This is a genomic window from Streptomyces sp. NPDC004435 (genome assembly GCF_042873895.1).
Lineage (GTDB): Bacteria > Actinomycetota > Actinomycetes > Streptomycetales > Streptomycetaceae > Streptomyces.
Map to the genome: position 1 here is coordinate 49,009 of NZ_JBIAMB010000024.1, position 26,341 is coordinate 75,349.

Sequence of the window (26,341 nt, forward strand, 5' to 3'; positions counted from 1 at the left end):
CGGGCGGTCACTTCTGCTTGGCGGTGGCCCAGGCGTGCTGGACGACCAGGTCGGCCTTGACCTCGATCAGCTGGACGGCGACGGCGGAGGGGGCGGTGCCGCCGCGGCCGTCGCGGGAGGCGAGGGCGCCGGCGACGTCGAGGACCGTGCGGACCTCGGGGGTGAGGTGCTCGGAGATCTTGGCGAACTGCTCGTCCGTCAGCTCGTCCAGTTCCTTGCCCTCGGACTCGGCGACCTTCACGCACTCGCCGGCGACCTCGTGGGCGACACGGAAGGGGACGCCCTGCTTGACCAGCCACTCGGCGATGTCGGTGGCGAGGGAGAAGCCGGCCGGGGCCAGCTCCTCCATGCGCTCGCGGTTGACGGTGAGCGTGGCCATCATGCCGGTGAAGGCGGGGAGCAGGACCTCCAGCTGGTCGCAGGAGTCGAAGACCGGCTCCTTGTCCTCCTGGAGGTCGCGGTTGTAGGCGAGCGGCAGCGCCTTGAGGGTCGCCATCAGGCCGGACAGGTTGCCGATGAGGCGGCCGGACTTGCCCCGGGCGAGCTCGGCGATGTCCGGGTTCTTCTTCTGCGGCATGATCGACGAGCCCGTGGAGAAGGCGTCGTGGAGGGTGATGAAGGAGAACTCCTTCGTGTTCCAGATGATGATCTCCTCGGCGATCCGGGAGAGGTTGACGCCGATCATCGCGGTGATGAAGGCGAACTCGGCGACGAAGTCGCGGGAGGCCGTGCCGTCGATCGAGTTGCCGACCGAGCCGCGCTCGAAGCCGAGGTCCTTGGCGACCGCCTCCGGGTCGAGCCCGAGGGAGGAGCCGGCGAGGGCCCCGGAGCCGTACGGGGAGACCGCCGTGCGGGTGTCCCACTGGCGCAGCCGCTCGGCGTCCCGGGAGAGGGACTGGGCGTGGGCGAGCACGTGGTGGGCGAAGAGCACCGGCTGGGCGTGCTGGAGGTGGGTCCGGCCGGGCATGGCGACGTCCGGGTGCGCCTCGGCGAGGCCGACGAGCGCGTCCTGGAGGTCGGCGACGAGCCCGCCGATGATCCGGGCGTGGTCCCGGAGGTACATCCTGAAGAGGGTGGCGACCTGGTCGTTGCGGGACCGGCCGGCCCGCAGCTTGCCGCCGAGCTCGGCGCCGAGGCGCTCCAGGAGGCCGCGCTCCAGGGCGGTGTGGACGTCCTCGTCGGCGACGGTGCCGACGAAGGAGCCGTCGGCGACGTCGGCCTCCAGCAGGTCGAGACCGGCCAGCATCCGGGTCAGCTCGTCCTCGGTGAGCAGCCCCGCCTTGTGGAGCACGCGCGCGTGGGCCCGGGATCCGGCGATGTCGTAGGGCGCGAGACGCCAGTCGAAGTGGACCGAGGCGGAGAGCTTCGCGAGGGCCTCGGCAGGACCGTCGGCGAAGCGGCCGCCCCAGAGCCGGACGTCACCGTTGTTGCTGCTCACTTCTGGTTGCTCCTCGCCTCGATGACCGAAACCCTTACTGATGCATGAGTATGCAGAACTCTGCATGATTCGTCAATCGGCGCCCGGGGCGGACGATAACCCCAGGTCGGGGTGAGGGCCAGGGGATACAGTCCGCCGCATGACGAGCGACCGGCTGCCGGCTCCCACGCACCACCTTCGCGCGGGAGAACGCCTCCTGCACGGGAAGGACACGGCCTCCGCGGTGGGTGCGGGCCGCGCCGAGGACTGGGTGCGGCTCGACTTCGACGTCTTCGACGGGACCCTCAACCGCGTGGCCGGCCGGCGCTCCTCCGTTACGTTCCCGCTCGGCGGCCACCGGTTCGACCACCGCGAGGTCGCGGACTGGGACACCGCGCCCTACTGGGACGAGGAGGCCGAGGGGGGCGCCGGCCCGTCCTGGCAGCGACCGCTCCGCGCCTCCGAGCTCGCCCTGTGCCTGTGCCACGCCGATCCGCGGGTCCGGGCGGCGGCACTGGACGAGGCCGGCACGGCGGCGCCGCTGCCGCTGCTCCTGCTGCGGTGCGCCGACGGCGACGAGCCGGTACGGCAGCGCGCCCGAGCGCTCTTCGCCCGGGCCCTCGCCTTCACGGACGACGACATGGTGCCGCCGCTCGCTGCGCTCGCCCTGCGCGTCGGCGTACGGCACCACGGCCGCTGGGGGCGGGACGCGGTGATCGACCGGATCGGCGGCGTCCCGGCGGACGCGGTGCGGGAACTGCGCGCGAGCGGGGGCTGGGACGACTGCCGGGACCGGAAGGCCGGGATACGGGCCGGCGCGGAGTCCGGGGCACTGGACGAGGACGCGCTGTACGAGATCGCCCTGACGGCCCGCGACCCGAGCGAGCGGCTCCACGGGCTCCGCGCCGCGCTCGGCGACCGCCGGGACCACGCCGCGCGAAGGCGGCTCCTCGCGTTCCTCGCCGTCGGAGAAGGCCCCGAGGTGCGGGGCCTCGCGCTCCGGTACGCCGTGGACACGGGCCTGCTCACCGCCGACGACCTGGCCGGGCTCGCCCTCGGCCACCGCGACCGGCACGTCCGACACCACGCCGCGCGCGTGCTGGCGCGGTGGGCCGAGGAGGGCGCCCCGCCGGCCCCGGTCCCGCCCACGCCGCCGGCCGGGGGGCCGATATCGGCCGACGCGCCGGTGCCGGGGGCCGCGTCGGCGGCGCCCGGGGGGCCGGTGCCGACCGGGGCCGGGGCGTCGGTGCGGGTGCCGGCGTCGACATGGACGCCGGCCGGGACCGGGGTCGACGCGTCGCCGTGCGTGTGCACCGGGACCGCGCTCGACGGTCCGTCGCCCTCCACCGTCGGAGCCGCCCCGGACCGGCCGGTGGCCTCGGCCGCCGGGGCCGGGCTCGCGCCGCCGCGGTCGGGCGCGGCACCCGGGGGCGCGCTCGTGCCGCCGTCGGGCACGGCCGTGGAGGCCGCCGCGGCCGCCGCCGCTGCCGAGGACGTCGAGGCCGCCATGGCGCGCCTGTCGGGCGCCTCCGACGGTGTCGTCCGGGGCATGGCCGTGGCGTGGCTGCGGGCGGGCCGCCGGGGTGACGGGCTCGTGGCCTGGCTGGCGGACCCCTCCCCCTGGGTGCGCGGGCTCGCCCGCGACGGCCTGCGGGAGGCCGGGGGCGATCCGCGCGCCCGGCTCCGCGCCCTCTGCGCCGACCCCGCCACCCTCACGGCCCCGGCCGTCAGCGCCCTCGCGCAGGAGCGCCACCCGGAGGACGTACCCCTGCTCCACGCCCTCGCCCGGCATGCCGACGGCGCCGTACGGGCCCGGGCGCTGGGCGGACTGCGGCTGCTCGGCGCCGTGGAGGACGGGGAGCTGCCGCCGTACGCCGACGATCCCGATCCCCGCGTCGGCGCGGTCGTGCTGCGCGCCCTGCGGGACGACCCCGGAGCCCTGCGCGGGCTGCTGACGCACCGGCACGCGCGCGTGCGGGCGCGGGCCCTGGTCCTGCTCTCGCGCCGCCACGACATCGGCTGGGACGAGGCCCTGCCGCACCTCGCCGACCCCGCGCCCGAGATGGTCCGGGCGGCACGCGAGGCCCTCGGGAGCGCCGCCCGGGACGCCTCCACGGAGCGGCTGATCGCCTGCGCGGCCCCCGGTGAGGCGCCCGCGCTGCGGGTGCTCGCCATGGAGATCCTCAGAGGCCGTCGCTCCCCCGAGTCCCTGCTCAACGCCCTGCGCCTGCTGGACGACCCCCACCCGGGGGTGCGCGCGATCGCGCGCGACGAGGCCCTGCGGACGGCGTGGAGCGGCAGGGCCGTCAGGGGACCGCACGCGGAGGAGATCCAGGTCCTCGCCGAGGCGAACGCCGAGCGGATCGCCGCCTGGTGGGCCGAGCGGTAGGAGCGCCGTCGGCCGGCCCGCCCGGGAAATCCCCGGGTGGGTACGGGACCACGAGGTCTGGCCTCCGCGCATGAGGAACGAGGCGGAGTCGCGGCGTGCGGCGGTACGGCGGCTGGGGCGGGGGCTGCCCCTGGAGCGGGTGCTGGACGTGACGCGGCCGAAGGCATGGGCCGACCTGGACGAGGACGTCCGCCGGGCGGTCGTCCACGGCGAGCTGAGGCCGTCGCACGCGTGGCTCACCGGAGCGCCGGGCCCCGGGTGGCGGCGGCTGTGGCGGACGCCCCCGCCCCCGCTCCGGAAGCACCCGCGGAGGCGCGGCTCGCGCTCGCCCTGTGCGACCCCGACGGACGGATCCGGGAGGCCGCGCTGCCGTACGCGGCGGGTCGGCCGGAGCTGCTGCCGCTGGTCGTGGTCCGGGCCGCGGACTGGGCGGGGCCGGTACGCGCGCGTGCCCTGGACCTGCTGCGGTCGGAGCTGCCCTCCGCCCCGGACGAGACGCTCGCCGTCACGGCGCCCGTGATCCTCCGGCTCGCCGCCCGGCTGCGCGGCGGGGACGCCGTCGCACTGCTGGAGGGGCTGCTGCGGGCCCTGCCCGGCGCGGCCGTCACCCGGCTGCTCCTCGGCTGCCCCGACGCGCCCACCCGGCGGGCCGCGCTCGCCGTCGTCCTCGACCGGGGGCTGTACGACGGCCTCGGCCTGGCCCTGGTGGCCGCCGGGGACCACGACCCGGTCGTCCAGGAGCGGGCCGCCTCCGCGGCGGTGGCGGCCGGCACGCCCGACGCGACCGTGCCGGTCCTGCTGGGCGCCCGCTCCGGGCGGGTGCGGGCGGCCGGGGTGACGGCGCTGCGCGGCGCCGGCCGGCACGCGGAGGCGGAGCCGTACCTCTTCGACCGGTCGGGGCGGACGCGGGCCTGCGCCCGCTGGGTGGTGCGGCAGGGCGGGGGCGATCCGGCCGGCGCGTACCGGTCCGCCTGCGCGGGGGCGGACGTGCCGGACCGGGCGCCGCTCGGGCTCGGCGAGTGCGGGACCCGGGCCGTGGACGCGGCCCTGCTGCGGGAACTGACGGGGCACCCGAACGGCAGGGTGCGGGCCTCGGCGGTGGCGGGGCTGCGGCTGCGGCTGCGGCTGCGGCTGCTCGACGCCGTGGACCCCCGGCGGACGAGGGAACTCCTGGACGACCCCGAGCCCGCCGTCGTACGGGAGGCGGCGCGCGCCCTGCGCCCGTGGAACGGCCGGACCGGGCCGCGGTGAGACGGGCCGTCACCGCGGCCCCGTCCCGACGGAGAATGACCCCATGGGAAAAACGTACGAACGTATCGACGGGCGGCTGCGTGCCTTCATCGAGGACCAGCCGGTGTACTTCACGGCCACCGCGCCCCTGTCGGGCGACGGGCACGTCAACCTCTCCCCCAAGGGGCGGAAGGGGACCCTCGTCGTCCTCGACGAACTGACCCTCGCCTACATCGACTTCGGCGGCAGCAGCGCCGAGACCGTCGCCCATCTCCGCGAGCCCGGCAACGGCCGGATCACCCTCATGTGGACGGCCTTCTCCGGACCGCCGACCGTGGTGCGGGTGCACGGCACCGGCGAGGCGGTCCTCCGCGACGACCCGCGCTGGCCCGAGCTCTTCGCCCGTTTCCCCGAGGAGGCGGTCAAGGACCAGATCAGCGCGCGGGCGATCGTCCTGGTGCACGCCCGGCGGGTCAGCGACTCCTGCGGCTTCGCGATCCCGCTGATGGAGTACCGGGAGGAGCGGACGCTGCACGCCGAGTTCTTCAACCGGAAGACGGAGGACGAGTTCAACACGTACTGCGAGGGCAAGGAGCACATCGCCACCAGCCTCGACGGGCTGCCCGCGCTGCCGCTGCCACTGCCGCCGCTCCCCCACTCGGGCCAATAGCGTGGCAGGGGGTGCTCGGGCGGGCCTAGCCTCGCCGCCATGCGTACCCTTCTCGCGCTCGGCGGCGCGCTGCTCTGCCTGGCCTCGGCCCCGGCTCTCCCCGCGGTCTCCCCGGCGGCTCCCGCGGTGCTTCCGCTGCCCGCGCGGATGGCCGACACGGGCGGCGGCTCGCAGCTGATCACCGCCGTCGCCGAGGACACGCGGGCCACCACCGGCACGGTCACCTGGTGGGACCGGCGCGGCGGGCGGTGGGTGCGGGCGGGTTCGGCGCCCGCCCGGTTCGGCGCGAAGGGCCTGGCCGAGGGGGCCACCCGCCGGCAGGGCACGCACACCACGCCGACCGGCCTCTACGACCTGCCGTACGCCTTCGGCATCCGCCCCGCGCCGCCCGGCACGGCGTACCGGTACGTGCGGGCCGGCCGGGACTCGTGGTGGTGCCAGGACAACGACTCGCGCGCGTACAACCGCTGGGTCGAGGGGCTGCCGGCGGACTGCCGTCCCGCGGAGGCCGAGCACATCGTCGCGTACGGGACGCAGTACGCCCACGCGCTCGTCATCGGCTTCAACTACGCCCGCCCGGTGCGGATGCGCGGCGCCGGGATCTTCCTGCACGTGAACGGGCGTGGGGCGACCGCCGGTTGCGTCTCGGTGCCGGCCGACGCGATGCGCGCGATCCTCGCCTGGGCGGAGCCGGACCGGCGCCCGCACATCGCCGTCGGCACCCGGCGGGGCGCGACGGCGATCACGCGGTACTGAACGGGACTCAGTTGCCCTTCTGCGCCAGGCGCAGCAGGTGGTCGGCGAGGGCCTGGCCGCCGGTCGGCTCGCGGGAGATGAGCAGCAGGGTGTCGTCGCCCGCGATGGTGCCGAGGATGGCGTGGAGCTCGGCCTGGTCGATGGCCGACGCGAGGAACTGGGCGGCGCCCGGCGGGGTCCGCAGCACCACGAGGTTGGCGGACGCCTCGGCGGAGATGAGGAGTTCGCCGGAGAGGCGGCGCATGCGCTCCTCCTTGGCGGACTCGCCGAGCGGGGCCTGCGGGGTGCGGAAGCCGCCCTCGCTGGGGACCGCGTAGATCAGCTCGCCGCCGGTGTTGCGGATCTTCACCGCGCCGAGCTCGTCGAGGTCGCGGGAGAGCGTCGCCTGGGTGACGCTCAGCCCGTCGTCCGCGAGGAGCTTGGCGAGCTGGCTCTGCGACCGCACCGGCTGCCGGTTGAGGATGTCGACGATCCTGCGGTGGCGTGCGGTGCGGGTCTGCGGGACCGACGGCCCTCCGGGCTCGTTCCCCTGCGCGTCGGTCATCGTCGCCTCATTCTCCGGTTCGTCCTTGCCCGTTCACCTCGTCGAGAACGGCCGGCAGGGCCCGGACGAAGCTGTCCGCCTCGGCGTCGGTGAGGACCAGCGAGGGCATGATCCGCACGACGTCGGGGGCGGGCGCGTTCACCAGGAGGCCGGCGTCCTGAGCCGCCTGCTGCACCTGCGGCGCGAGGGGCTCGGTGAGCACGATACCCAGCAGGAGGCCCGCGCCACGGACATGGGAGACCAGCGGGTGCCCGAGACCCTCGATTCCGGAGCGCAGCCGCTCGCCGACCGACTTGACGTGGTCGAGGGCCGCGTCGGCGCCGAGGGTGTCGAGGACGGCGAGACCGGCGGCGCAGGCGACCGGGTTGCCGCCGAAGGTGGTGCCGTGGTGGCCGGGGGCGAAGAGTTCGGCGGTCGCGCCGAAGGCGACGGTGGCGCCGAGCGGGAGGCCGCCGCCGAGGCCCTTGGCGAGGGTGACGACGTCGGGCTCCACGCCCTCGTGCGCCTGGTGCTCGAACCACTGGCCGCACCGCCCGATGCCGGTCTGCACCTCGTCGAGGACGAGGAGGGTGCCGGTGGCGCGGGTGATCTCCCGGGCGGCCGTGAGGTAGCCGGCGGGCGGGACGACGACGCCGTTCTCGCCCTGGATCGGCTCGATGATGACGAAGGCCGTCTCCTCGGTGACGGCGGCGCGCAGCGCCTCCACGTCGCCGTAAGGGACGTGGGTGACGTCACCGGGCAGCGGCAGGAAGGGGCCCTGCTTGCCGGGCTGGCCCGTGAGGGCGAGGGAGCCCATGGTCCGGCCGTGGAAGCCGCCGTCGGTGGCGACCATGTGGGTCCGGCCGGTGAGCCGGCCGATCTTGAACACGGCCTCGTTCGCCTCGGCGCCGGAGTTGCAGAAGAAGACCTTGCCCGGGCGGCCGAAGAGCGACAGGAGCCGCTCGGCGAGGGCGACGGGCGGTTCGGCGACGAAGAGGTTGGAGACGTGGCCCAGGCTCTGGATCTGCCGGGTGACGGCCTCGACGACCGCCGGGTGGGCGTGGCCGAGGGCGTTGACGGCGATGCCGCCGACGAAGTCGAGGTACTCCTTGCCGTCGGCGTCCCACACCTTGGCGCCCTCGCCGCGGACCAGGGGCAGGCGCGGGGTGCCGTAGTTGCTCATGAGCGAGCCCTGCCACCGCTGGGTCAGCTGTCCGTTGGTCATGATTCCCCCTGTCCGTCCGGCACGACCATCGTGCCGATGCCCTCGTCGGTGAAGATCTCCAGCAGGATGGAGTGCTGGACGCGCCCGTCGATGACGCGCGCGGTGGTGACGCCGTTGCGGACGGCGTGCAGGCAGCCCTCCATCTTGGGGACCATGCCGCTGGAGAGGTCGGGCAGCAGCTTCTCCAGCTGGGTGGCGGTGAGGCGGCTGATGACCTCGTCGCTGTGCGGCCAGTCCTCGTAGAGGCCCTCGACGTCGGTGAGGACCATCAGCGTCTCGGCACCCAGCGCCGCAGCGAGTGCCGCAGCCGCCGTATCAGCATTGACGTTGTAGACATGTCCGTCGTCCTCGGAGCGGGCGATGGAGGAGACGACCGGGATGCGGCCGTCGTCCAGGAGCGCCTGGATGGCGCCGGTGTCGAGGGCGGTGATCTCGCCGACGCGGCCGATGTCGACGCGTTCGCCGGCGATCTCCGGCAGGTGCTTGGTGGCGGTGATGGTGTGGGCGTCCTCGCCGGTGAGCCCGACGGCGAGCGGACCGTGCTGGTTGAGCAGCCCGACGAGCTCGCGCTGGACCTGGCCGGCGAGCACCATCCGGACGACGTCCATGGCCTCCTCGGTGGTGACCCGGAGGCCGGCCTTGAACTCGCTGACGATGCCGTGCCGGTCGAGGGCGGCGCTGATCTGGGGGCCGCCGCCGTGCACGACGACCGGCTTGAGGCCGGCGTGGCGCAGGAAGACGACGTCCTGGGCGAAGGCGGCCTTGAGGTCGTCGTCGATCATGGCGTTGCCGCCGAACTTGATGACGACGGTCTTGCCGTGGTGGCGGGTGAGCCAGGGCAGGGCCTCGATCAGCGTCTGGGCCTTGGGGAGGGCGGTGTGCTTCCGCGTGGCGTTGGTCATGACGAGTACGCGCTGTTCTCGTGGACGTAGTCGGCGGTGAGGTCGTTGGCCCAGATGACCGCGGACTCGGTGCCGGCGGCGAGGTCGGCGGTGATGACGACCTCCCGGTAGCGCATGTCGACGAGGTCGCGGTCCTCGCCGACGGAGCCGTTCCTGCACACCCAGACGCCGTTGATGGCGACGTTCAGCGCGTCGGGCTCGAAGGCGGCGGCGGTGGTGCCGATGGCGGAGAGCACCCGGCCCCAGTTGGGGTCCTCGCCGTGGATGGCGCACTTGAGGAGGTTGTTGCGGGCGATGGAGCGGCCCACCTCGACGGCGTCGTCCTCGGTGGCCGCGTTGATCACCTCGATGCGGATGTCCTTGCTGGCGCCCTCGGCGTCGCCGATGAGCTGGCGGGCGAGGTCGGCGCAGACCTCCCGGACGGCCTCGGCGAGGTCGGCCTGGGCGGGGGTGACGCCGGAGGCGCCGGAGGCGAGCAGCAGGACGGTGTCGTTGGTCGACATGCAGCCGTCGGAGTCGACCCGGTCGAAGGTGAGCCGGGTGGCGTCGCGGAGGGCGGCGTCGAGGGCCTTGGCGTCGGCGTCGGCGTCGGTGGTGAGGACGACGAGCATGGTGGCGAGGCCGGGGGCGAGCATGCCCGCGCCCTTGGCCATGCCGCCGACCGTCCAGCCTTCCTTGTCCGCCACGGCGGTCTTGTGGACGGTGTCGGTGGTCTTGATGGCGATGGCGGCCTTCTCGCCGCCGTGCGCGGAGAGTTCGGCGGCGGCCTTCTCGACGCCCGGGAGGAGCTTGTCCATGGGGAGGAGGACACCGATGAGGCCGGTGGAGGCGACGGCGACCTCGCCGGCGCCGACCTCCGCGCCCTGCCCGCTGAGGACCTCGGCGACCTTCTCGGCGGTGGCGTGGGTGTCCTGGAAGCCCTGGGGGCCGGTGCAGGCGTTGGCGCCGCCGGAGTTGAGGACCACGGCGGTCAGCTCGCCGTCGGCGAGGACCTGCTGGGACCAGACGACGGGGGCGGCCTTGACGCGGTTGGACGTGAAGACTCCCGCGGCGGCACGGCGGGGACCGGTGTTGACCACGAGGGCCAGGTCCGGATTGCCGTTCGACTTGATCCCGGCGGCGATGCCCGCCGCCGTGAATCCCTGCGCTGCGGTGACGCTCATGGAGCGACTCCAATCGTGGAGAGTCCGGTGTCCTCGGGGAGGCCGAGGGCGATGTTCATGCTCTGCACCGCACCGCCCGCGGTGCCCTTGGTGAGGTTGTCGATGGCGCTGATCGCGATGATCCGGTGCGCGTTCGCGTCGTACGCGACCTGGATGTGAACGGCGTTGGAACCGTGGACGGACGCCGTGGCGGGCCACTGGCCCTCGGGGAGGAGGTGGACGAACGGCTCGTCCGCGTACGCCTTCTCGTAGGCGGCGCGGACGGCCTCGGCGCTCGTGCCGGGCTTCGCGGCGGCGGTGCAGGTGGCGAGGATGCCGCGGGGCATCGGGGCCAGGGTCGGGGTGAAGGAGACGGTGACCCGCTCGCCGGCCGGGCCGGAGAGGTTCTGGATCATCTCGGGGGTGTGCCGGTGACCGCCGCCGACGCCGTAGGGGGTCATGTTGCCCATGACCTCGCTGCCGAGCAGGTGCGGCTTGAGCGCCTTGCCCGCGCCGGAGGTGCCGGAGGCGGCGACGATCACGGCCTCGGGCTCGGCGAGCCCGTGCGCGTACGCCGGGAAGAGGGCGAGCGAGACGGCGGTGGGGTAGCAACCGGGCACCGCGATGCGCTTGGACCCCTCCAGCGCGGCGCGGGCACCCGGCAGTTCGGGGAGGCCGTAGGGCCAGGTGCCGGCGTGCGGGGAGCCGTAGTACGTCTCCCAGTCGGCCGGGTCCTTCAGCCGGAAGTCGGCGCCCATGTCGACGACGAGGACGTCCGGGCCGAGCTGCTCGGCGACGGCGGCGGACTGGCCGTGCGGGAGCGCGAGGAAGACGACGTCGTGACCGGCGAGCTCCTCGGCGGTGGTGGGCGCGAGGACGCGGTCGGCGAGCGGCAGCAGGTGGGGCTGGAGGCCGCCGAGCTTCTGCCCGGCGTTGGAGTGGCCGGTCAGAGTGCCGATCTCGACGTGGGGGTGGGCGAGGAGAAGGCGCAGGAGCTCCCCGCCCGCGTATCCGCTCGCGCCTGCGACTGCTGCTCGTACCGTCATCGAAACCCTCCTATAGATGGCATGACTATACGTGGCGTCGTAGTTTTATGCAACGACCCTGCCTGCACGCCCGCCAAGGCCCCCCTTTCAGGGTGCCGGGCGGGACGGAGGGGCGCATGCGCCGCGGTCGGCCCATTCGGTAGCCATGGACATAGTAGCCATGTACTCTATTTCTCATGAGCAAGGGTTCCCCCGGCCCCTCGGCCGGATTTCTGGTGTGGCGGCTCGCCAACAAGTGGCGGGTCGCGGTCGACCGCGCGCTGGGCCCAGTGGGCCTCACCCACGCGCAGTACTCGCTGGTCGCGTCGTTGTACGGCATGCAGCGCACCGGCGAGCGGCCCAGCCAGCGGCGGCTCGCCGACCACACCGGCATGGAGGCGCTGTACGTCTCCAAGCTGGCCCGCTCCCTGGAGTCGGCCGGCCTGATCGAGCGCACCCGCGACCCGCGCGACCCGCGCGCCGTCCAGCTCTCCCTCACCGAGGAGGGGCGGACCGTCGCACAGCGGGCCATCGGCGTGGTGCAGGACCTGCTGGAACAGCTCCTCGAACCGCTGGGGGGCCGCGACGGGGCGCGGACCGGCGCGTTCATCGAGGAGCTGCGGACCCTGCTCGACGTCCCACTCGTTCCGCCCGTTCCGCCCGCTCCACCCGCTCCCGGCTCGCCCGGGACCACCGATCCGACCGCTCAGGGGGCAACACCATGACCACCACCGCCTCGCCCGTCGCCGACTCCCGCATGCTCGGCCTGGCCCATCACGCCGCCCGGGGCCTGCTGGAGCACGTCCTGGCCCGGCACGGCGCCACCTTCCTGGAACAGATCGCGCTGCGCACGGCCGTCACCGCCGAGGCACCGCAGACCCCGGACGGCCTGGTCGCCCGGATCCGTGCCGCCGTCAAGGGCGACCCCGCCGACGCCCGCGCGGCCCTCGACGCCCTGCTCGCCAAGGACCTGCTCGCCGCGGACGGCCCCCACCTGCTGCCCACGGACACGGGCCGCTCGCTGCTGGCCACCGTCGGCGCCGAGACCGCACCCGTCTCCGCCCGCGTCTGGGACGACATCCCGGCCGAGGACCTGGCCGCCGCCGGCCGCGTCCTCGCCCTCGTCACCGCACGCGCCGACCGGGAGCTCGCCGCGCTGGAGAACGCGGCGCCGGAGAACGCGGCCGCGCAGAGCCCGTCACCCGAGAGCTGACCCACCACCCGGCCCCGTACCGGAACCACCGGCTCTGTCATGGCCGTACGGCGGCCCGCCCGATGCGCGCGGCCGGGCGGCCCCCGAACTGCGGCCGACGCGGAGGGCCGCCGGGTCGCGCACCTGCCGCCCCGGTACGGGGGCGAGCTGAGGGCTGCGCGACCGACGACGGACGCGGCTACGTGGGCGCGGGCGTGCCGGGGCTCCTCGGGGTCGCGGACTGCTCGCCGCCTCTCGCGGAGGCGGGGCCGGCGCGCTCGGCCCGGTACGCCTCCAGGGGCCGGCCCAGCCGCGCGGCCAGCGCCAGCGCCTCGTCGAGCGAAGCGTTCGGTCCGGCCAGCAGGGCCGCGGCGAGATCCGCCGTCGGGCCGCCCGCGCGCAGCAGCGCCGCCCACTGGTCCCGGTCCAGCGCCAGGTACCGCAATCCGGTCAGCTCGGCCAGGACCGCGGGGTCGGCGAGCGGGACCGCTCTCAGGTCGAGGCCGCACAGTCCGGGGACCGTACGGAGCGGGGCCAGGTCCACCGGGGCGTCGGCGCCCGTCAGGCGCAGGGCGCGGAGCCGGGGATGGCCGGCCAGCGGAGCCAGGGCGGTGCCCGTGACGGCGGTCGTCAGCGATTCGACCGGGGTCTCCCGCAGCGGCCCGAGATCCCGGGCCGCCGCGCCGCCGTGGAGTCCCACCCGGCGCAGCGCGGAGGCCCCGGCGAGCGCGGCGAGGTCGACAGGACCGCCGCCCTCGGCGTGGTGCAGGACTTCCTGGGTCCGCGGTCCGGGGCGCTCCTCCACCGATCCGGGGCTCGGTGGGCGGGCGGCGCCGCGGAGGCTGCTGTCGAGCCACACGTTCCCGTCGTCGACTTCGTACGCGCCCCGCTCCAGCTCGCCGAGCACGCGCCGCAGCAGCGCCGTCACCGACTCCGCGAGGTGTGCCGCGCCGTACGCGTGGTCACGGCCGATGCCGATGACCTGCCCCGGGCGGCCCCGCCGGGCCGGAGCCAGGTCCACCGCCACGTAGTTGCCGTCCTCGCCCGTGAGGAAGGGGATCCTGGTCGGGTCCCCGGTGCAGCGCCGCACCCGGCCCGGCGGATCGGCGTCGAGGATCACCGCCCGCCACGCCAGGCTCCAGCCCGTCCAGTCCGGCCCGCGCTGCTGCTCGTGGACGGCGACCAGCCGGTCGAGGCTCAGCCAGCCGCCCTCGACGAGAAGCCAGCGGTGCCAACCGTCGACCGTGTCTCCGTCGGCGAGGGCGTACAGGGCGCGGAGATCGGCGGGCAGCCGGACGCCGAGCCGTCGCTCCGCCTCCGCGATCGCGCTCTCGGCGGCGGGCGCGGGCAGCCGCTCGGGCCCGCCCAGGAGCGCGGCCCGCCGCGCCATGATCGCCCGGAAGAGCGCGACCGCCTCCGCCGGATCCCCGGCCGGCGGAGCTGTGCCGACCTCCTCCTCCCGTCCCGGCTCGGGCAGCCGGGCGTCCGGGTCCAGCACGATCAGACAGCCGCCCGATCCGGGGTCGCGCCGGACGGTCGTGCCGGGGGCGACGACCAGGCGGTACGCCCCTCCCGGCTCGCACACCAGCTCGCCCGTGCCGCCCGGAGGTCCGCCCGGCACCCGCAGCGCCCGGGCCGGCGCCAGGAGGAAGCGGTACTTCCCCCGCCCCCGGGGCACCTGCCAGGAGCCGTCCGGCACCCTGAACCCGCTGCTGGACGTGAGGCCGTGGTCGTCCTCCGTCCAGCTCAGCCGCGCCTCCGTCCAGTCCTCCGGGGCCCCTCGGAGGAACTCCTCGACGAGGTCCTCGACCGTCCGCTCCCGCTCCGTCCGCACCGCGCTCTCCCCCACGTCCGTGCCGTGTCCGTCCTCGCTCTCGATCGTGTCACCCGGCACCGACAGCGCCGCTCCCGGCCCGCGTCACAACGGCCGCGGCCGGCGCGTCAGTCCGGTGACGGCACCTGACGGGAAGTGGGACGCATGCACGACGACGCTGTGGTGACCGCGCTGGGCGCGCGGTTCGACGCCGAGGAGGAACGGCTGCGGGGCGTCGCCCTGCGGCTGCTCGGCGCGGGGGCGGAGCGGGAGGCGGAGGCGGCGCTCCGCCGGGTGCGGGCCGAACTGGCTTCGGGAGCGACGGAGATGGCGCGGCTCTGCCTGACGGCGCTGGTCGCGCGCGCCTGCCTCGACGCCGCGGGGCACGCGCGCGTGGCGGCCGAGGTTCGCGGGCCCCAGGCCCGCGCCCCGGAGGAAGGCCGGCCGGAGCCGGTCCCGGAGGGCCTGGACGAGACCGTGCTCCTGGGATTCCTCGGTGTACTGGACCGGCTCGGGGCCCGGCAGCGGCTCGCGTACCTCCTCCACGACGTCTTCGGTCTCGCCCCCGGGGAGACCGCCCGGGTGATGGGCGGCTCCGCCGCCGAGGCCGCCGGGGAGGCCCGGCGGGCGCGGGAGCGGCTCCGGGGCGGTGGCGCGGCAAAGGGCGGCGACGCGGCGAGCGGCGGTGGCGGTGCGAGACGGCGGCGGGCACTCGTGGACGCCTTCCTGGCCGCCGCACGCGCGCGTGACGCCGTCGCGCTCGCCGCCCTGCTCGACCCGGAGGCCGTGGCGTACGCGGAAGGGGGGCCGGTGCACGGGGCCGCGGCCGTGGCCCTGGCCGCCGCGGCGGCTCTGGCGGCCCGGCCGGGCCGCACGGTCCGGCCCGCTCTGGTCGAGGGCGCCGCCGGGCTCGTCGCGTTCACGGGCGGTCGCCCCGTCGGGGCGGTGGCGTTCGGGTTCCGCGAGGACCGGATCGTCACCCTCGACATGACGACGGCCCCGGAGCGCCTGCGCGCCCTGGACCTGATCTTCCCGGACGACTGACGGATCGCCCGGAGCGGCTGCGGGCCGTCAGCGCCTGACCGCCCGCAGCACCACGAACTTCGGGTCGCTCGCGACCAGTTCGCTGTTGCCGAAGATGCGGCGGAGGGTGACGTGGTAGCCGAGGTGGCGGTTGCCCACGACCCACAGTTCGCCGCCGGGGCGCAGCGCGCGCCGGGCCTCGGAGAACATCCGGCGGGCGGTGCGGTCGGTGGTGGCCTGGTGGCTGTGGAAGGGCGGGTTGTTGAGGACGAGGTCGAGGGAGCCCACGGGGGCGTCCGCGAGCCCGTCGCCGACCGTGAACACGGCCTTGCGGTCGTCGCCCGCGTGGGTGCGGAAGTTCTCCTCGGCGGAGGCGACGGCCTGGTAGGACTCGTCGGTGAAGAGCAGTTCGGCGTCGGGTTCGGCGAGCGCCACCGCGAGGCCGACGACGCCGTTGCCGCAGCCGAGGTCCGCGACTCGGGCGTGGCCGAGGCCGGTCGGCAGGTGGCCGAGGAGGAAGCGGGTGCCGATGTCGAGGCGGTCGGCGCAGAAGACGCCCGCGTGGTTGGCGACCGTGCGGCCCGCGAGGCCGGGAGCGGGGGTGTCGGCCGGGAGGGCGTACCGGAGGGGCCAAGGGTTCGGCCCGGGTGCCGCGGCCGGGTCGGGGGTGGTGTGGATGAGCCGGGCCTTCTTCACCGCGAGCGAGGTGCGGGTGGGGCCGAGGATCCGCTCGAAGAGGGTCAGGGTGGAGGTGTGGATCTCCTTGACCATGCCGGTGCCGACGATCACCGTGCCCTCGTGGACGGCGGGGGCGAGCCGGTGCAGCTGGTCCTCCAGGAGCGCGAGGCTCTTGGGGACGCGGACGAGGAGGACGTCGATCCGCGCGGGCGGCGGGTCCTGGGTGGTGAGGAGCCGGACCGCGCCGGGGGCGGCGCCGGCGCGCGCGAGGTTGGCACGGGTGGCCTCGCGGCCGAGGTACGAGTCGGAGATCTGGACGAGTTCCGCGGTCCCCGTGGCGTGCAGCGCGGTGACGAGGGCGCCCCAGCGGTCGCCGAGGACGGCGACGGTGCCGGAGAGGTCGGTGCCGGTCTCGGCCAGGTGGTGGAGCAGGTACTCGTCGGCCGCGTCCCAGGCGCGCAGCGGATCGCGGGGGTCCTCGGGGTGGCGGGTGAGCGTGACGTCGCCCCATGACGTGGTCAGACGGTTCATCGTGCCCCCAGGCTAGCCGCTCGGCCCCGGCCGGGACGACGTGCCCGCTCGGCGGAGGGCCGGGGCGTCCAGGTGGAGGTGCCAGGCGCCGGGGCGGCCGACGAGGGTGACGGTGGAGAGGGGGCGGACGTCGACGCTCCAGTACGTGGCGGGGGCGGCCCGGAGGGCGTAGACGAGGGCCGCGCGGACGACGGAGGGTTCGGCGACGGCGACGACCGTGACGTCGGCGGTGGTGAAGTCGTCGGCGGGCCGGGTGTCGAGCCAGCCGCCGACGCGGGAGATGAAGGAGAGGAGGGGTTCGCCGCCGTGCGGGGCGGAGCGGGCGTCGGAGAGCCAGGCGTCGACGGCGGCCGGTTCGAGGGCGGCGACCTCGGCGAGGGTCAGTCCGCGCCAGCGGCCCATGTCGCAGTCGCGGAGGGCGGGCTGGGCGAGCGGGGCGTAGCCGAGGGCGATGCCGGTGGCGCGGCTGCGCGGGGTCGGGGAGCAGTAGCGGAGTTCGGCCGCGCCGAGGGCGAGGAGCGCGGGCGCGGCCTGCTGCACCTCGTACCAGCCGGCCTCGTCGAGCGGCCGGTCGTCGTCGAAGCGTTCGGCGAGCAGGGAGGAACTGCGCGCCGCCGCGACCAGCGTGACCCGAAGACCCATGGCCGCGATCGTGAGGCCGGTGGGGCGCCGGGTCAAGGGGCGGGTACGGGGGACCGGGAGGCCCCGGTTCACTGCTGTCCGAGAGCCATCCACTTGTCCGGATTCCGCAGTGGCGTGAATCCGACCTTCTCGTAGACGGCGTGGGCGTCGGCGGTGGAGAGCACGACGCGGCGGAGCCCGTACGGCTCCAGGTGGTCGCGGACGGCGGTGACGAGGGCGGTGCCGAGGCCGGTGCCGCGGGCCGGCCGGTCGACGTAGACGTCGCAGAGCCAGGCGAAGGTGGCGTAGTCGGTGACCACGCGCGCGTAGGCGGCGATCTCGCCGGTGTCGCGGTGGTAGGCGCCGAAGTTGAGCGAGGCGGCGATGGCGCTGTCCTGCGTCTCCCGAGGTCGGCCGAGGGCCCAGTACGCGTCGGTGGAGAGCCAGTGGTGGACGCGGGCGGGGTCGAGGCGGGCGGGGTCGGCGGATATCTCGTACGCCCCGTGGAGGACGGCGGGTCCGGCGGCGGGTACGGAGGCGGTGGTCTCGCTCATGGGCGCAGGATGCCAGGGGGTCCGGCATGTGTCAGGCGGGTTTTCCGGGCCGCCGCGGCCGGTCGGGGAGGAGGCGGCGGCCCGTCCGGTGTCAGGGCAGGAGTTCGTCCATGGCGGCCCTGAGCCTGCGGACGCCCTCGGCGATCTCCGTGGGCCCGGCGACACCCGCGAAACTCAGCCGGATGTGGCCTGCCGGGGGCTCGGCGCAGAAGTAGGGCCGGCCGGGTGCGGCGGCGACGCCCGCGCGGAGGGCGGCGGCGACGAGGGCGGCCTCGGGGAGGGTGTCGGGGAGGCGGAGCCAGAGGTGGTAGCCGCCGGAGGGCACGTGGGGCAGCGCGAGTTCGGGCAGACGGAGGGCGACGGCGGCGGTGAGGGTGTCGCGGCGGGCCTTCAGCTCCTGGGAGACGGTCCGCAGGTGGCGGGACCAGGCCGGGGAGCCGACGAGTTCGAGGGCGGCCTCCTGGAGGGGGCGGGGGACGAAGAAGCTGTCGACGACCTGGATGGCGCGGAGGCGTTCGAGGACCGGGCCGCGGGCGGCGAGGGCGCCGACGCGGAGGCTGGCCGAGGTGATCTTGGTGAGGGAGCAGACGTGGACGACGACGCCGTCGGGGTCGTCGGCGGCGAGCGGCGGCGGGAGCGGCGCCGCGTCCTCGTGGACGAGCCGGCGGGCGAAGTCGTCCTCGACGACGAAGGCCCCGGCGGCGCGGGCGATGCGGACGACCTCGCGGCGGCGGGCGGGCGGGAGGAGGGCTCCGGTGGGGTTCTGGAAGAGCGGCTGGCAGACCAGGACGCGGGCGCCGGTCGCGCGGAACGCCGCTTCGAGGAGGTCGGGACGGATCCCGTCGGCGTCGGCCGGGACCGGTACCGGGCGCAGTCCCGCGGCGCGGGCGACGGCGAGCATGCCGGGGTACGTGGGGGACTCGACGAGCACGGGCGTGCCGGGCGCGGCGAGGGCGCGCAGGGCGGTGGTGAGGGCGGACTGGCCGCCGGCGGTGATGAGGATCTCGGCGCCGGTGACGCCGCCGCCGATCTCGCGGGCGAACCATTCGCGGAGCTCGGTGAGGCCGTCGGTGGGCGGGCGTCCCCAGGCGCCGGGGCGGCGGCCGGCCCGGGCGAGGGCGGCGGAGAGGGCCCGCTCCGGCTGGAGGGACGGGTGCAGGTAGCCGCCGTTGAACTCGACGACGCCGGGAGGGGGCGCGGCGAGGGTGACGAGGACGCCGGAGGCGTCGACGGCGCGGGGGACGAGTTCGGCGGCGGCGTCGGCGCTGAGGGACAGCTGCTGCCAGGAGGTGTCGCCCGCCGTGGCGGCGGCGCGGGCCTCGGCCTTGAAGGCGCCGGCGCCGGGGCGGGTGACGACGAGTCCTTCGGCGGCGAGCTGGGCGAGGGCCCGGGTGACGGTCACCGGGGAGACCCGGTAGCGCTCGACCAGTACCCGGCTCGACGGCAGCTTTCCACCCGGAGAGTAGCGGTCGAGCTCCGCCTTCAAGGATTTCGCCAGTTCGGCCACACTGCTACGCTCATGCATGAGAGCACAGAATAGCGCTACCGCCCCGAGGACGATAACGGTCGGCACCCCGGCCGGAAGCGCCGCCGGGTCCGCCACCGCGTCCGCCGCGTCCCCCGACGCCCAGGGCACGCTGCTCGCCCTCCTCGGCGTGGTCGCCTTCTCGCTGACCTTCCCGTCCACGGTGTGGGGCCTGGAGAGCTTCGGCCCCTGGTCGCTGGTGGCCGTCCGCTCCACCCTCGCCGCGCTGATCGCCGGCGCCTTCCTGCTCGGGGGCCGCGTGCCGCTGCCGGAGCGGCGCCACCTGGCCGGGCTCGCGGTGGTCGCCGGCGGTGTGGTGATCGGCTTCCCGCTGCTGACCACGCTCGCCCTCCAGACCTCGACGACCTCGCACGCCGCCGTCGTCGTGGGCCTGCTGCCGCTCACCACGGCCGCGTTCGCCGCGGTGCGGACCGGCCGCCGCCCGTCCCGCACCTTCTGGGTCGCGGCCCTCGCCGGCGCCGCCGTCGTCATCGCCTTCACCGTCCAGCAGAGCGGCGGCGCGCTCTCGACGGGCGACCTCTACCTCTTCGGCGCGCTGCTGGTCTGCGCCGCCGGCTACACCGAGGGCGGCCGGCTCGCCCGGCTGATGCCGGGCTGGCAGGTCATCGGCTGGGCGCTGGTGTTCTGCCTGCCGCTGATGGTCCCGGCCTCGGTGGTGGCGCTCGCCCTCGAACCGGTGCACCTCACCGCCCACGGCGTGATCGGCCTGGCCTGGGTCGCGGCCGGCTCCACCTTCTTCGGCCTGTACGTCTGGTACCGGGGCATGGCCTCGATCGGCATCCCGCGCGCCAGCCAGCTCCAGCTCGCCCAGCCACTGCTCACCCTGGTCTGGTCGGTCCTCCTGCTCGGCGAGTCCCTGCCGCCGGCCGCGCCGCTCGCCGCCGTCGGCGTGCTCGTCTGCGTCGCGGTGACCCAGCGCGCGAAGAGCTGACGCGGAAGGCCGAGCCCGGGAGCGGACCCGAAGAGCTGACGCGACGCGCGGCCATGACCTGCGTCACAATGGCAGGCAGAGGCCCTACGCGCGCGAGGAGGTCCCGCGATGCAGGCGAGTGTGGGCGACAAACTGCTGGTGCACGGCCGGACCGTGGGTCGACACGACCGCACGGCCGAGGTCATCCAGGTACTGGGGGAGAACGGCACTCCCCCGTACCGCGTGAAGTACGAGGACGACGGACACGAGGCCCTGATGTCGCCGGGCCCCGACACCGTCGTCCGCCACCCCGGACAGCCCCGCTAGCCGCTCTCCGGGCGACCGGGCCGCCGGGCCGACCGGGCCGGCGGCGGGTAGTGGTCGGCCACGGCCGCGGCGAGGGCTCCGATGCGGTCCTCCGCGACCTCCTTCGCCGCGAAGAAGCAGTGCCCGTCGACGCCCGGCCGCCCGGCGGCGAGCGCCAGGTGCCGTGACAGTTCCTCCGGGTCCTGCCACGCCTGGGGCTGGGCCGCGTCGCCCGCCTTGTACAGCGCCTCGCCGATGCGCAGCCGGACGCCCGTCCCCCGTACCGTCGCGTCCCACCAGGCCAGGAGCCGGGCGTAGTCGGTGGAGGGGTGGCCGATGTGCCAGTACAGCTGCGGCACCACGTGGTCGATCCAGCCCTCCTTGACCCACTTGCGGGTGTCCGCGTACAGGTCGTCGTAGGTGGCCAGACCCGCACCGGTGTCCGACCCCTCGGGGTCGTCGGCGGCGTCCCGCCACACCCCGAAGGGGCTGACCCCGAAGCGCACCTGGGGGTTGACCTCCTCGATGCGGGCGGACATCTCCGAGACCAGCAGGTCGGTGTTGTGCCGCCGCCAGTCCGCGCGGGTGGCGAAGCCCGCGCCGTGCCGGGCGTACGAGGCGTCGTCGTCGAAGCGCTCCCCCGCCACCGGGTACGGGTAGAAGTAGTCGTCCCAGTGGACGGCGTCGATGTCGTAGCGGCGCACCGCGTCGAGCATCGCGTCCTGGACGAAGCGCCGGACCTCGGGCAGGCCGGGGTCGTAGTACAGCTTCCCGCCGTAGGGCACGGTCCAGCCGGGGTGGGTCCGGGCCGGATGGGAGGCGACGAGGCGCCCCGGGTCCGTGTGATTCGCCACTCGGTACGGGTTGAACCAGGCGTGCAGCTCCAGGCCCCGCTCGTGGGCCTCCGCGACGGCCGTGCCGAGCGGGTCCCAGCCGGGGTCCTTGCCCTGGGTGCCGGTGAGGCACTCCGCCCAGGGCTCGTGCGGCGAGGGCCACAGCGCGTCGGCGGTGGGGCGTACCTGGAGCACGACCGCGTTGAGCCGGCGCTCCACCGCCCGGTCCAGGTGCCGCAGCAGTTCGGACCGCTGCGCGGCGGCGGAGAGGCCGGTGCGCGAGGGCCAGTCCCGGTTGAAGACGGTCGCGACCCACATGCCCCGGAAGGCGTACGGACTCGCCGCCCGCCCCCGCTCCGGTTCCCGTATCGGCCGGGCGCCGGAAGCGGCTCCGGAGGCGGCTCCGGAATCACCCGCCCCCAGGACGGCGAATACCGCTCCCGTGGCGGTCGTCACAAACCCTCTTCTCCCGATAGGCCGCACTTGTACCTCTCCGCTGTCGGATACGTCACACGCTCGCGGACAGCATGCCCGCCCCGACCGATCGATCATCGTGCGAATCGGAGTAACGTCATGGGGTCGAGGCGTGCGTACCGGAATCACACGGGGGCCCGCCGCCAGAGAAGAGCGAAAGGCACGAGGTGACGGACTCCATGGCCGACATTGAGCGCGTCGGAGTGGTGGGCTGCGGCCAGATGGGCGCGGGCATCGCAGAGGTGTGTGCCCGGAGCGGTCTTGAGGTGATGGTCGCCGAGACCACCGGCGAGGCGCTGGAGATCGGCCGCACCCGGCTGCTGAACTCGCTGACCAAGGCCGCCGAACGCGGCAAGATCAGCGAGGAGGAGCGGGACGCGGCGCTCGCGAAGCTCTCCTTCACCACCGACCTGGGCGAGTTCGCCGACCGCGACCTCGTGATCGAGGCGGTCGTCGAGAACGAGCAGGTCAAGACCGAGATCTTCCAGGTCCTCGACCAGGTCCTGACCCGGCCCGACGCCATCCTGGCCTCGAACACCTCCTCCATCCCGCTGGTGAAGCTGGCCGTGGCGACCTCCCGCCCGGACCACGTCATCGGCATCCACTTCTTCAACCCGGCCCCGGTCCAGAAGCTGGTCGAACTGATCCCCGCCCTCACCACCTCCGAGGGCACCATCAGCCGGGCGCAGGCCTTCGCCGAGAAGCTGCTCGGCAAGCACGCGATCCGCGCCCAGGACCGCTCCGGCTTCGTCGTCAACGCGCTGCTCGTCCCGTACCTGCTCTCGGCGATCCGGATGTTCGAGTCCGGCATCGCGAGCCGCGAGGACATCGACAACGGCATGGAGTACGGCTGCGCCCACCCGATGGGCCCGCTGAAGCTCTCGGACCTCATCGGCCTCGACACGATCGTCTCGATCGCCGACTCCATGTACTCCGAGTTCAAGGAGCCGCTGTACGCCGCTCCCCCGCTGCTCCAGCGGATGGTCGACGCGGGCCGGCTCGGCCGCAAGAGCGGATCCGGCTTCTACGTCTACCCCTGACCCTTCGCTCCCCCGACGCCCCGGCGTCCCACGATTGTCGCTCTCCGCGACCCGAACGGCCCGTACCCCCGCACAGGTACGGGCCGTTCACCTTTCCCGGGTGGACGCCCCCGGGGGCGTCAGCCGAGCCGCAGGTGGTGCAGCATCAGCAGGCCGGCCGCCATGTTCGCGGCCGGGACCTCGCCCCGGGCGATCAGCTCGGGGACCTCCTTCAGCGGAACCCAGGCGCGCCGCGAGGACTCGAAGCCGTCCACCGGCGGTCCGGTCCAGGTGGCCCGGTCGGCCCAGTAGAGGTGGTGCCGGGCGTCGCTGAGCCCGTTCGAGGGCTCGACGGTGAGGAGGTGGCGCAGCGGCCCGGGACGCCAGCCGGTCTCCTCCTCCATCTCGCGGGCGGCGGCGGCCTCGGGGCTCTCGCCGTCCTCGACGACGCCGGCGGCCAGCTCCCAGCCCCAGCTGTCGGTGATGAAGCGGTGGCGCCAGAGCATCAGGACCTCGTCGGCGTCGTTGACGACGGTCGCGACGGCGACGGGGCGGAGTCGGATCAGATAGTGGTCGAGGTGGCGGCCGTCCGGGAGTTCGACGTCCGCGAGGTTCACTCGGAACCAACGGTTTTCATAGACGGAGTGTTCACTCAGTTTCGTCCACTGCACTTTCTTGCCACCTTCCGACTGGTAGGCGCGTGTTCGGTGGCAATATCGCATCAGTTCGAGGGTCAGAGCGGAACGCGCAACGCCCCGTCGATCAACTCCGCCGCCTCCCGGGCGTCCCCCGCGTCACTGGCCAGCAGGTGCTTCCGGGCCTCCAGCAGCCGGTCCCGCAGCCGCCGCGACTCCATCCCGCGCGCCCGCTCGGTCATCTCGACGGCCGTCCGCGCCGCCGAGTCCGCCTCGCCCTGCCGCAGTTCGACCTGGCAGAGCAGCGCGAGGCGGTGCACCCGGCCCCGGTCGTGCGAGGGCGTCCCCACCGCGCGCGCCGCGTGCTCGTACGCCCCCGCGAGATCACCCAGACTGAGGAGGGCCTCCGCCACCTGTACGTTGACGAGGCCCGGTTGCACGTAGCCCGTCTCGGCCGGCTCCGCCGCCGGCGCGATCCGGTCCGCCGCCGTCTCGGCCCGCCGGATGCAGTCGAGCGCCGCCGCCCCGTCCCCGAGCCGGGCGTACGCCTTCGCCTGCATCGCCGTCAGGTCGGCCGCCAGTGCCGGGGTGATGGTCCCGTCGGAGGCCCGCAGCGCCGCCTCGGCGAACGCCACCGCCTGCCGGAACTCCCCCAGCAGCAGCGACTGGTTGACCATCAGCGCGATCACATAGGCCCCGAACGCCCGGTCCCCGCTCGCCTTCGCCAGCCGCAGGGCCTGCTGGAAGTAGCGCTGCGCGAGCCCGTGCGCGTCGGCGTCGTAGGCGCAGATCCCGGCCACCGCCACCAGTCCCCCGGTGGCCCGGTGCAGCGAGCGCCCGAGGGCGTCGCTGTAGGACCCGCGCAGCCGGGGCGCGGCCTCGGTGGTGAGGAAGCCGACGATCCGGGCGCGGGTCGCGATGCCGCCGGCCTTGCGGTACATCTGCTCGTAGTGCGCGCGGGCGGCCCGGAGCAGGGCGATGTCGGCCGGCTCCACCCGGGTCAGCCCGGTCCGGGAGACGTCGGTGTCCTCCGGCGGGTTCTCCCACTCCCACACCGGGATCACCGCCGGGGTGCCGGTCACCGCCGGCGCGGCCACGACGTACGGGCGCTGCTGCTCGTCCGAGCGCCACAGCGCGGTGGCCCGGTCGACGAAGCCGGAGAGCGGGGTGCCGGGGGAGGCGGGCGGCCCGCCGCCGGGCACGCCGAGCCCGATGTCGTCGAGGGTGACGGGCCTGGCGAGGCGGGCCGCGAGCACCTCGCAGATCAGGTCGGGCACCTGGCCGCGCGGCCGCTGGCCCTTCAACCACCTGGCCACGGCGGTGTGTTCGTAACGCAGGGCGAGGCCCCTGGCCCGTCCCGCCCGGTTCACACGGTCGGCGAGACCTGCGTGGGAGACGCCCGCCTCGTCCAGGAGGGCGTCGAGCAGGGTGTTGGGCTGCATGGCCCCTCCGGTCGCTCGGTGAACTCAGCGTAGCGGTGGCCGAATTCGTCCGGTGCGATTTCGCACGGGGTGTGAATGAAGTACCCGTTCTTCCGGTCCGCGCGCGCTGCCGCGCGGGGACCCGTACCGCTTGACTGGGCTCCTCGCCGCCAAGGCGAGAGACCGGGCCGCCGGCTCCCCCTCGTACAGTGCGGCCGCCCGGTCCGCGCCGCCCGTCCCGCTGATCTGCCCGACACTCCGTGGCGGGCCGGGCGGCGCCCGTATCCCCGGTCCCTCCGCTCAAGCGTGGGTGGAGGGAGCGGGCCGGGGACGGCGCAGCCCGGGTTCGGCGGGCTGCGCCGGTACCCGGACCCGGTCGTTGCGGACGACGAGCAGGGCCACGTCGTCGTCGAGCCGCCCTCCGGTGTGCCGCAGCAGCGCTTCGTGCGTCTGCCGCACGACGGTCCCGGGCGACCCTCCGGCGCTCCGGGCGAGCGCCGCCTCCAGACCGAAGAAGCGCCCCCGGCGGTCCCGGGCCTCCTCCGCCCCGTCGGTGTGCAGCACCAGCGTCTCGCCGGGGAGCAACCGGGCGGCGGTGTACGGGACGAGCACCGCCGGCAGCGGCAGCACGCCGAGCGGCGGCAGCGGCTCGCCCACCGGCAGCCGCTCCACCCGGGCACCGAGCCGGTACGGGGCGGGGTGGCCGCAGTCGAGGACGGCGAGCCGCCCGTCGGCGCGGACCTCCAGGAGCATCAGCGTCACGAACTCCTCGGCCACCGGATGCTCCGGTTCGCCCCCGCCGCGGGCCGGGTGCTCGTCCCTGGCTCGCTCCCGCAGATGCCGCTGGAGCGCCCGCTCCAGGCGCCGCAGCACCCCGCCGAGCTCGGGCTCGTCGTGGGCGGCCTCCCGGAAGCTCCCCAGCACCGCGACGACCGCGCCCAGGGCGGCGAGCCCGTGGCCGCGCACGTCCCCGACGACGATCCGCACCCCGTGGGGCGTCGCCACCGCCTCGTACAGGTCGCCCCCCACCGAGGCGCCCCGGGTGGCCGACAACTGCCCCGCGGCCAGGGCGAGTCCGTCGAGCCGGGCGGGTGGCGGGCGCAGCAGCACCCGCTGCGTGGCGTCGGCGACGGCCCGCACCCGCGCCAGCTCGCGCCGCAGCTGCCGGCGCACCCCGAGGACTAGTCCCGTGCCGACGGTGAGGAAGACGATGCTCGTGGCGATCCGCATCGGCAGCCCGGGCTGCCGGGCCAGCGGGCACCCGAACTTCCACGCCACGGCGATCGCGCCCCAGCCGACGGGGAGCGCGAGCGGCGCCGACCGGCGGAGACGGGAGCCGAGGGTGGAGCCGGCGGCGCTCGGACGGAGGCGGTCTGCACGGCTGGTACGGATCATGTACGGCCCTTCCCGAGCCCCCGGCAGCGCCCTGAGGTCCTGCGGCGCACAAGCCCGCCCCTGTGGCCGCGTCGATTCTGCCGACCGTGCGGACCGAGGGGAACACCCCCT

The 26,341-nt window shown here is 75.1% G+C and carries 25 protein-coding genes; 10 read left to right on the forward strand and 15 right to left on the reverse strand.

The features are described 5' to 3' along the window. Positions 1-7: 7 nt before the first annotated feature. A complete protein-coding gene (argH, locus tag ACFYT9_RS33185) occupies positions 8-1,438 on the reverse strand; it encodes an argininosuccinate lyase (protein ID WP_389169581.1) in 1,431 nt (476 codons plus the stop codon). A gap of 139 nt (positions 1,439-1,577) precedes the next feature. Between argH and ACFYT9_RS33190 the strand changes: the two genes are divergently transcribed. The 4 genes from ACFYT9_RS33190 to ACFYT9_RS33205 all read left to right on the forward strand — a co-directional run bounded on the left by ACFYT9_RS33190 (position 1,578) and on the right by ACFYT9_RS33205 (position 6,462). Beyond that, positions 1,578-3,806: a hypothetical protein gene (locus ACFYT9_RS33190; protein ID WP_389169584.1), complete on the forward strand. Its 2,229-nt coding sequence runs from the start codon at positions 1,578-1,580 to the stop codon at positions 3,804-3,806. A gap of 270 nt (positions 3,807-4,076) precedes the next feature. Beyond that, positions 4,077-5,057, forward strand: a complete 981-nt coding sequence (locus ACFYT9_RS33195; RefSeq protein ID WP_389169586.1) for a hypothetical protein — start codon at positions 4,077-4,079, stop codon at positions 5,055-5,057. 43 nt (positions 5,058-5,100) lie between these two features. Continuing rightward, entirely contained in the window at positions 5,101-5,706 is a 606-nt protein-coding gene (locus tag ACFYT9_RS33200; RefSeq protein WP_387279474.1) for a pyridoxamine 5'-phosphate oxidase family protein, read from the forward strand. A gap of 39 nt (positions 5,707-5,745) precedes the next feature. Continuing rightward, positions 5,746-6,462 (forward strand): L,D-transpeptidase, encoded by a 717-nt coding sequence (locus ACFYT9_RS33205; protein ID WP_389169589.1) that lies wholly within the window; start codon positions 5,746-5,748, stop codon positions 6,460-6,462. Between the two features lie 7 nt (positions 6,463-6,469). On the opposite strand, the gene ACFYT9_RS33210 is transcribed toward ACFYT9_RS33205, so the two are convergent. The 5 genes from ACFYT9_RS33210 to argC are packed head-to-tail and all read right to left on the reverse strand — an operon-like array spanning position 6,470 to position 11,300. Continuing rightward, positions 6,470-7,006 carry an arginine repressor gene (locus ACFYT9_RS33210; RefSeq protein WP_360315468.1) on the reverse strand — a complete coding sequence of 179 codons (537 nt, stop codon included), beginning with the start codon at positions 7,004-7,006 and terminating at the stop codon, positions 6,470-6,472. A gap of 7 nt (positions 7,007-7,013) precedes the next feature. Beyond that, the gene (locus ACFYT9_RS33215; protein ID WP_387279470.1) at positions 7,014-8,210 is read right to left on the reverse strand and encodes an acetylornithine transaminase; all 1,197 of its coding nucleotides are present in this window, start codon (positions 8,208-8,210) and stop codon (positions 7,014-7,016) included. Next, the gene (gene argB / locus ACFYT9_RS33220) at positions 8,207-9,112 is read right to left on the reverse strand and encodes an acetylglutamate kinase (RefSeq protein ID WP_376602165.1); all 906 of its coding nucleotides are present in this window, start codon (positions 9,110-9,112) and stop codon (positions 8,207-8,209) included. Before argB ends, ACFYT9_RS33215 begins: the two co-directional genes overlap by 4 nt. Continuing rightward, entirely contained in the window at positions 9,109-10,275 is a 1,167-nt protein-coding gene (gene argJ, locus ACFYT9_RS33225; RefSeq protein ID WP_387279467.1) for a bifunctional glutamate N-acetyltransferase/amino-acid acetyltransferase ArgJ, read from the reverse strand. The genes argB and argJ overlap by 4 nt, the downstream gene beginning before the upstream one ends. Next, positions 10,272-11,300 carry an N-acetyl-gamma-glutamyl-phosphate reductase gene (gene argC, locus ACFYT9_RS33230; RefSeq protein ID WP_387279465.1) on the reverse strand — a complete coding sequence of 343 codons (1,029 nt, stop codon included), beginning with the start codon at positions 11,298-11,300 and terminating at the stop codon, positions 10,272-10,274. Before argC ends, argJ begins: the two co-directional genes overlap by 4 nt. Before the next feature lie 176 nt (positions 11,301-11,476). Between argC and ACFYT9_RS33235 the strand changes: the two genes are divergently transcribed. Then, positions 11,477-12,004: a MarR family winged helix-turn-helix transcriptional regulator gene (locus ACFYT9_RS33235; RefSeq protein WP_389169594.1), complete on the forward strand. Its 528-nt coding sequence runs from the start codon at positions 11,477-11,479 to the stop codon at positions 12,002-12,004. Continuing rightward, entirely contained in the window at positions 12,001-12,492 is a 492-nt protein-coding gene (locus tag ACFYT9_RS33240) for a MarR family transcriptional regulator (protein WP_389169596.1), read from the forward strand. Before ACFYT9_RS33235 ends, ACFYT9_RS33240 begins: the two co-directional genes overlap by 4 nt. Positions 12,493-12,670: 178 nt before the next feature. Here the strand turns inward: ACFYT9_RS33240 and ACFYT9_RS33245 are convergent, their stop codons facing one another. Next, the gene (locus tag ACFYT9_RS33245) at positions 12,671-14,365 is read right to left on the reverse strand and encodes an SMI1/KNR4 family protein (protein ID WP_389169599.1); all 1,695 of its coding nucleotides are present in this window, start codon (positions 14,363-14,365) and stop codon (positions 12,671-12,673) included. Between the two features lie 84 nt (positions 14,366-14,449). On the opposite strand from ACFYT9_RS33245, the gene ACFYT9_RS33250 reads away from it, so the two are divergent. After that, on the forward strand, positions 14,450-15,328 hold the full coding sequence (locus ACFYT9_RS33250; RefSeq protein ID WP_389169602.1) for an RNA polymerase subunit sigma-70: 879 nt from the start codon (positions 14,450-14,452) through the stop codon (positions 15,326-15,328). A 27-nt stretch (positions 15,329-15,355) separates the two neighbouring features. Here the strand turns inward: ACFYT9_RS33250 and ACFYT9_RS33255 are convergent, their stop codons facing one another. The 4 genes from ACFYT9_RS33255 to ACFYT9_RS33270 form a co-directional block, all read right to left on the reverse strand. Continuing rightward, positions 15,356-16,516: a methyltransferase gene (locus ACFYT9_RS33255; protein ID WP_389169605.1), complete on the reverse strand. Its 1,161-nt coding sequence runs from the start codon at positions 16,514-16,516 to the stop codon at positions 15,356-15,358. Positions 16,517-16,528: 12 nt separating this feature from the next. Beyond that, entirely contained in the window at positions 16,529-17,158 is a 630-nt protein-coding gene (locus ACFYT9_RS33260) for a histidine phosphatase family protein (protein WP_387270622.1), read from the reverse strand. 68 nt (positions 17,159-17,226) lie between these two features. Continuing rightward, the gene (locus tag ACFYT9_RS33265) at positions 17,227-17,691 is read right to left on the reverse strand and encodes a GNAT family N-acetyltransferase (protein WP_387270624.1); all 465 of its coding nucleotides are present in this window, start codon (positions 17,689-17,691) and stop codon (positions 17,227-17,229) included. 91 nt (positions 17,692-17,782) lie between these two features. Next, positions 17,783-19,216, reverse strand: coding sequence for a PLP-dependent aminotransferase family protein (locus tag ACFYT9_RS33270; protein ID WP_387270626.1), 1,434 nt, complete (start codon positions 19,214-19,216; stop codon positions 17,783-17,785). Between ACFYT9_RS33270 and ACFYT9_RS33275 the strand changes: the two genes are divergently transcribed. Beyond that, positions 19,215-20,168 carry a DMT family transporter gene (locus ACFYT9_RS33275; protein WP_389169609.1) on the forward strand — a complete coding sequence of 318 codons (954 nt, stop codon included), beginning with the start codon at positions 19,215-19,217 and terminating at the stop codon, positions 20,166-20,168. The genes ACFYT9_RS33270 and ACFYT9_RS33275 overlap by 2 nt on opposite strands. Positions 20,169-20,276: 108 nt before the next feature. Continuing rightward, the gene (locus ACFYT9_RS33280) at positions 20,277-20,474 is read left to right on the forward strand and encodes a DUF1918 domain-containing protein (protein ID WP_376603093.1); all 198 of its coding nucleotides are present in this window, start codon (positions 20,277-20,279) and stop codon (positions 20,472-20,474) included. Here ACFYT9_RS33280 and ACFYT9_RS33285 read toward each other — a convergent pair. After that, the gene (locus ACFYT9_RS33285; protein ID WP_389169612.1) at positions 20,471-21,742 is read right to left on the reverse strand and encodes a glycoside hydrolase family 10 protein; all 1,272 of its coding nucleotides are present in this window, start codon (positions 21,740-21,742) and stop codon (positions 20,471-20,473) included. The genes ACFYT9_RS33280 and ACFYT9_RS33285 overlap by 4 nt on opposite strands. A 197-nt stretch (positions 21,743-21,939) precedes the next feature. On the opposite strand from ACFYT9_RS33285, the gene ACFYT9_RS33290 reads away from it, so the two are divergent. Then, a complete protein-coding gene (locus ACFYT9_RS33290) occupies positions 21,940-22,800 on the forward strand; it encodes a 3-hydroxybutyryl-CoA dehydrogenase (RefSeq protein ID WP_376603091.1) in 861 nt (286 codons plus the stop codon). A gap of 119 nt (positions 22,801-22,919) precedes the next feature. On the opposite strand, the gene ACFYT9_RS33295 is transcribed toward ACFYT9_RS33290, so the two are convergent. From ACFYT9_RS33295 to ACFYT9_RS33305, 3 genes are all read right to left on the reverse strand, one after another. Continuing rightward, complete coding sequence (locus ACFYT9_RS33295) at positions 22,920-23,450, reverse strand: NUDIX hydrolase (protein WP_376603090.1); 531 nt, start codon at positions 23,448-23,450, stop codon at positions 22,920-22,922. 62 nt (positions 23,451-23,512) lie between these two features. Continuing rightward, positions 23,513-24,856, reverse strand: a complete 1,344-nt coding sequence (locus ACFYT9_RS33300; RefSeq protein WP_387270633.1) for a transcriptional regulator — start codon at positions 24,854-24,856, stop codon at positions 23,513-23,515. A gap of 279 nt (positions 24,857-25,135) precedes the next feature. Beyond that, positions 25,136-26,230 (reverse strand): PP2C family protein-serine/threonine phosphatase, encoded by a 1,095-nt coding sequence (locus ACFYT9_RS33305; protein ID WP_389169617.1) that lies wholly within the window; start codon positions 26,228-26,230, stop codon positions 25,136-25,138. Between the last annotated feature and the right edge of the window lie 111 nt (positions 26,231-26,341).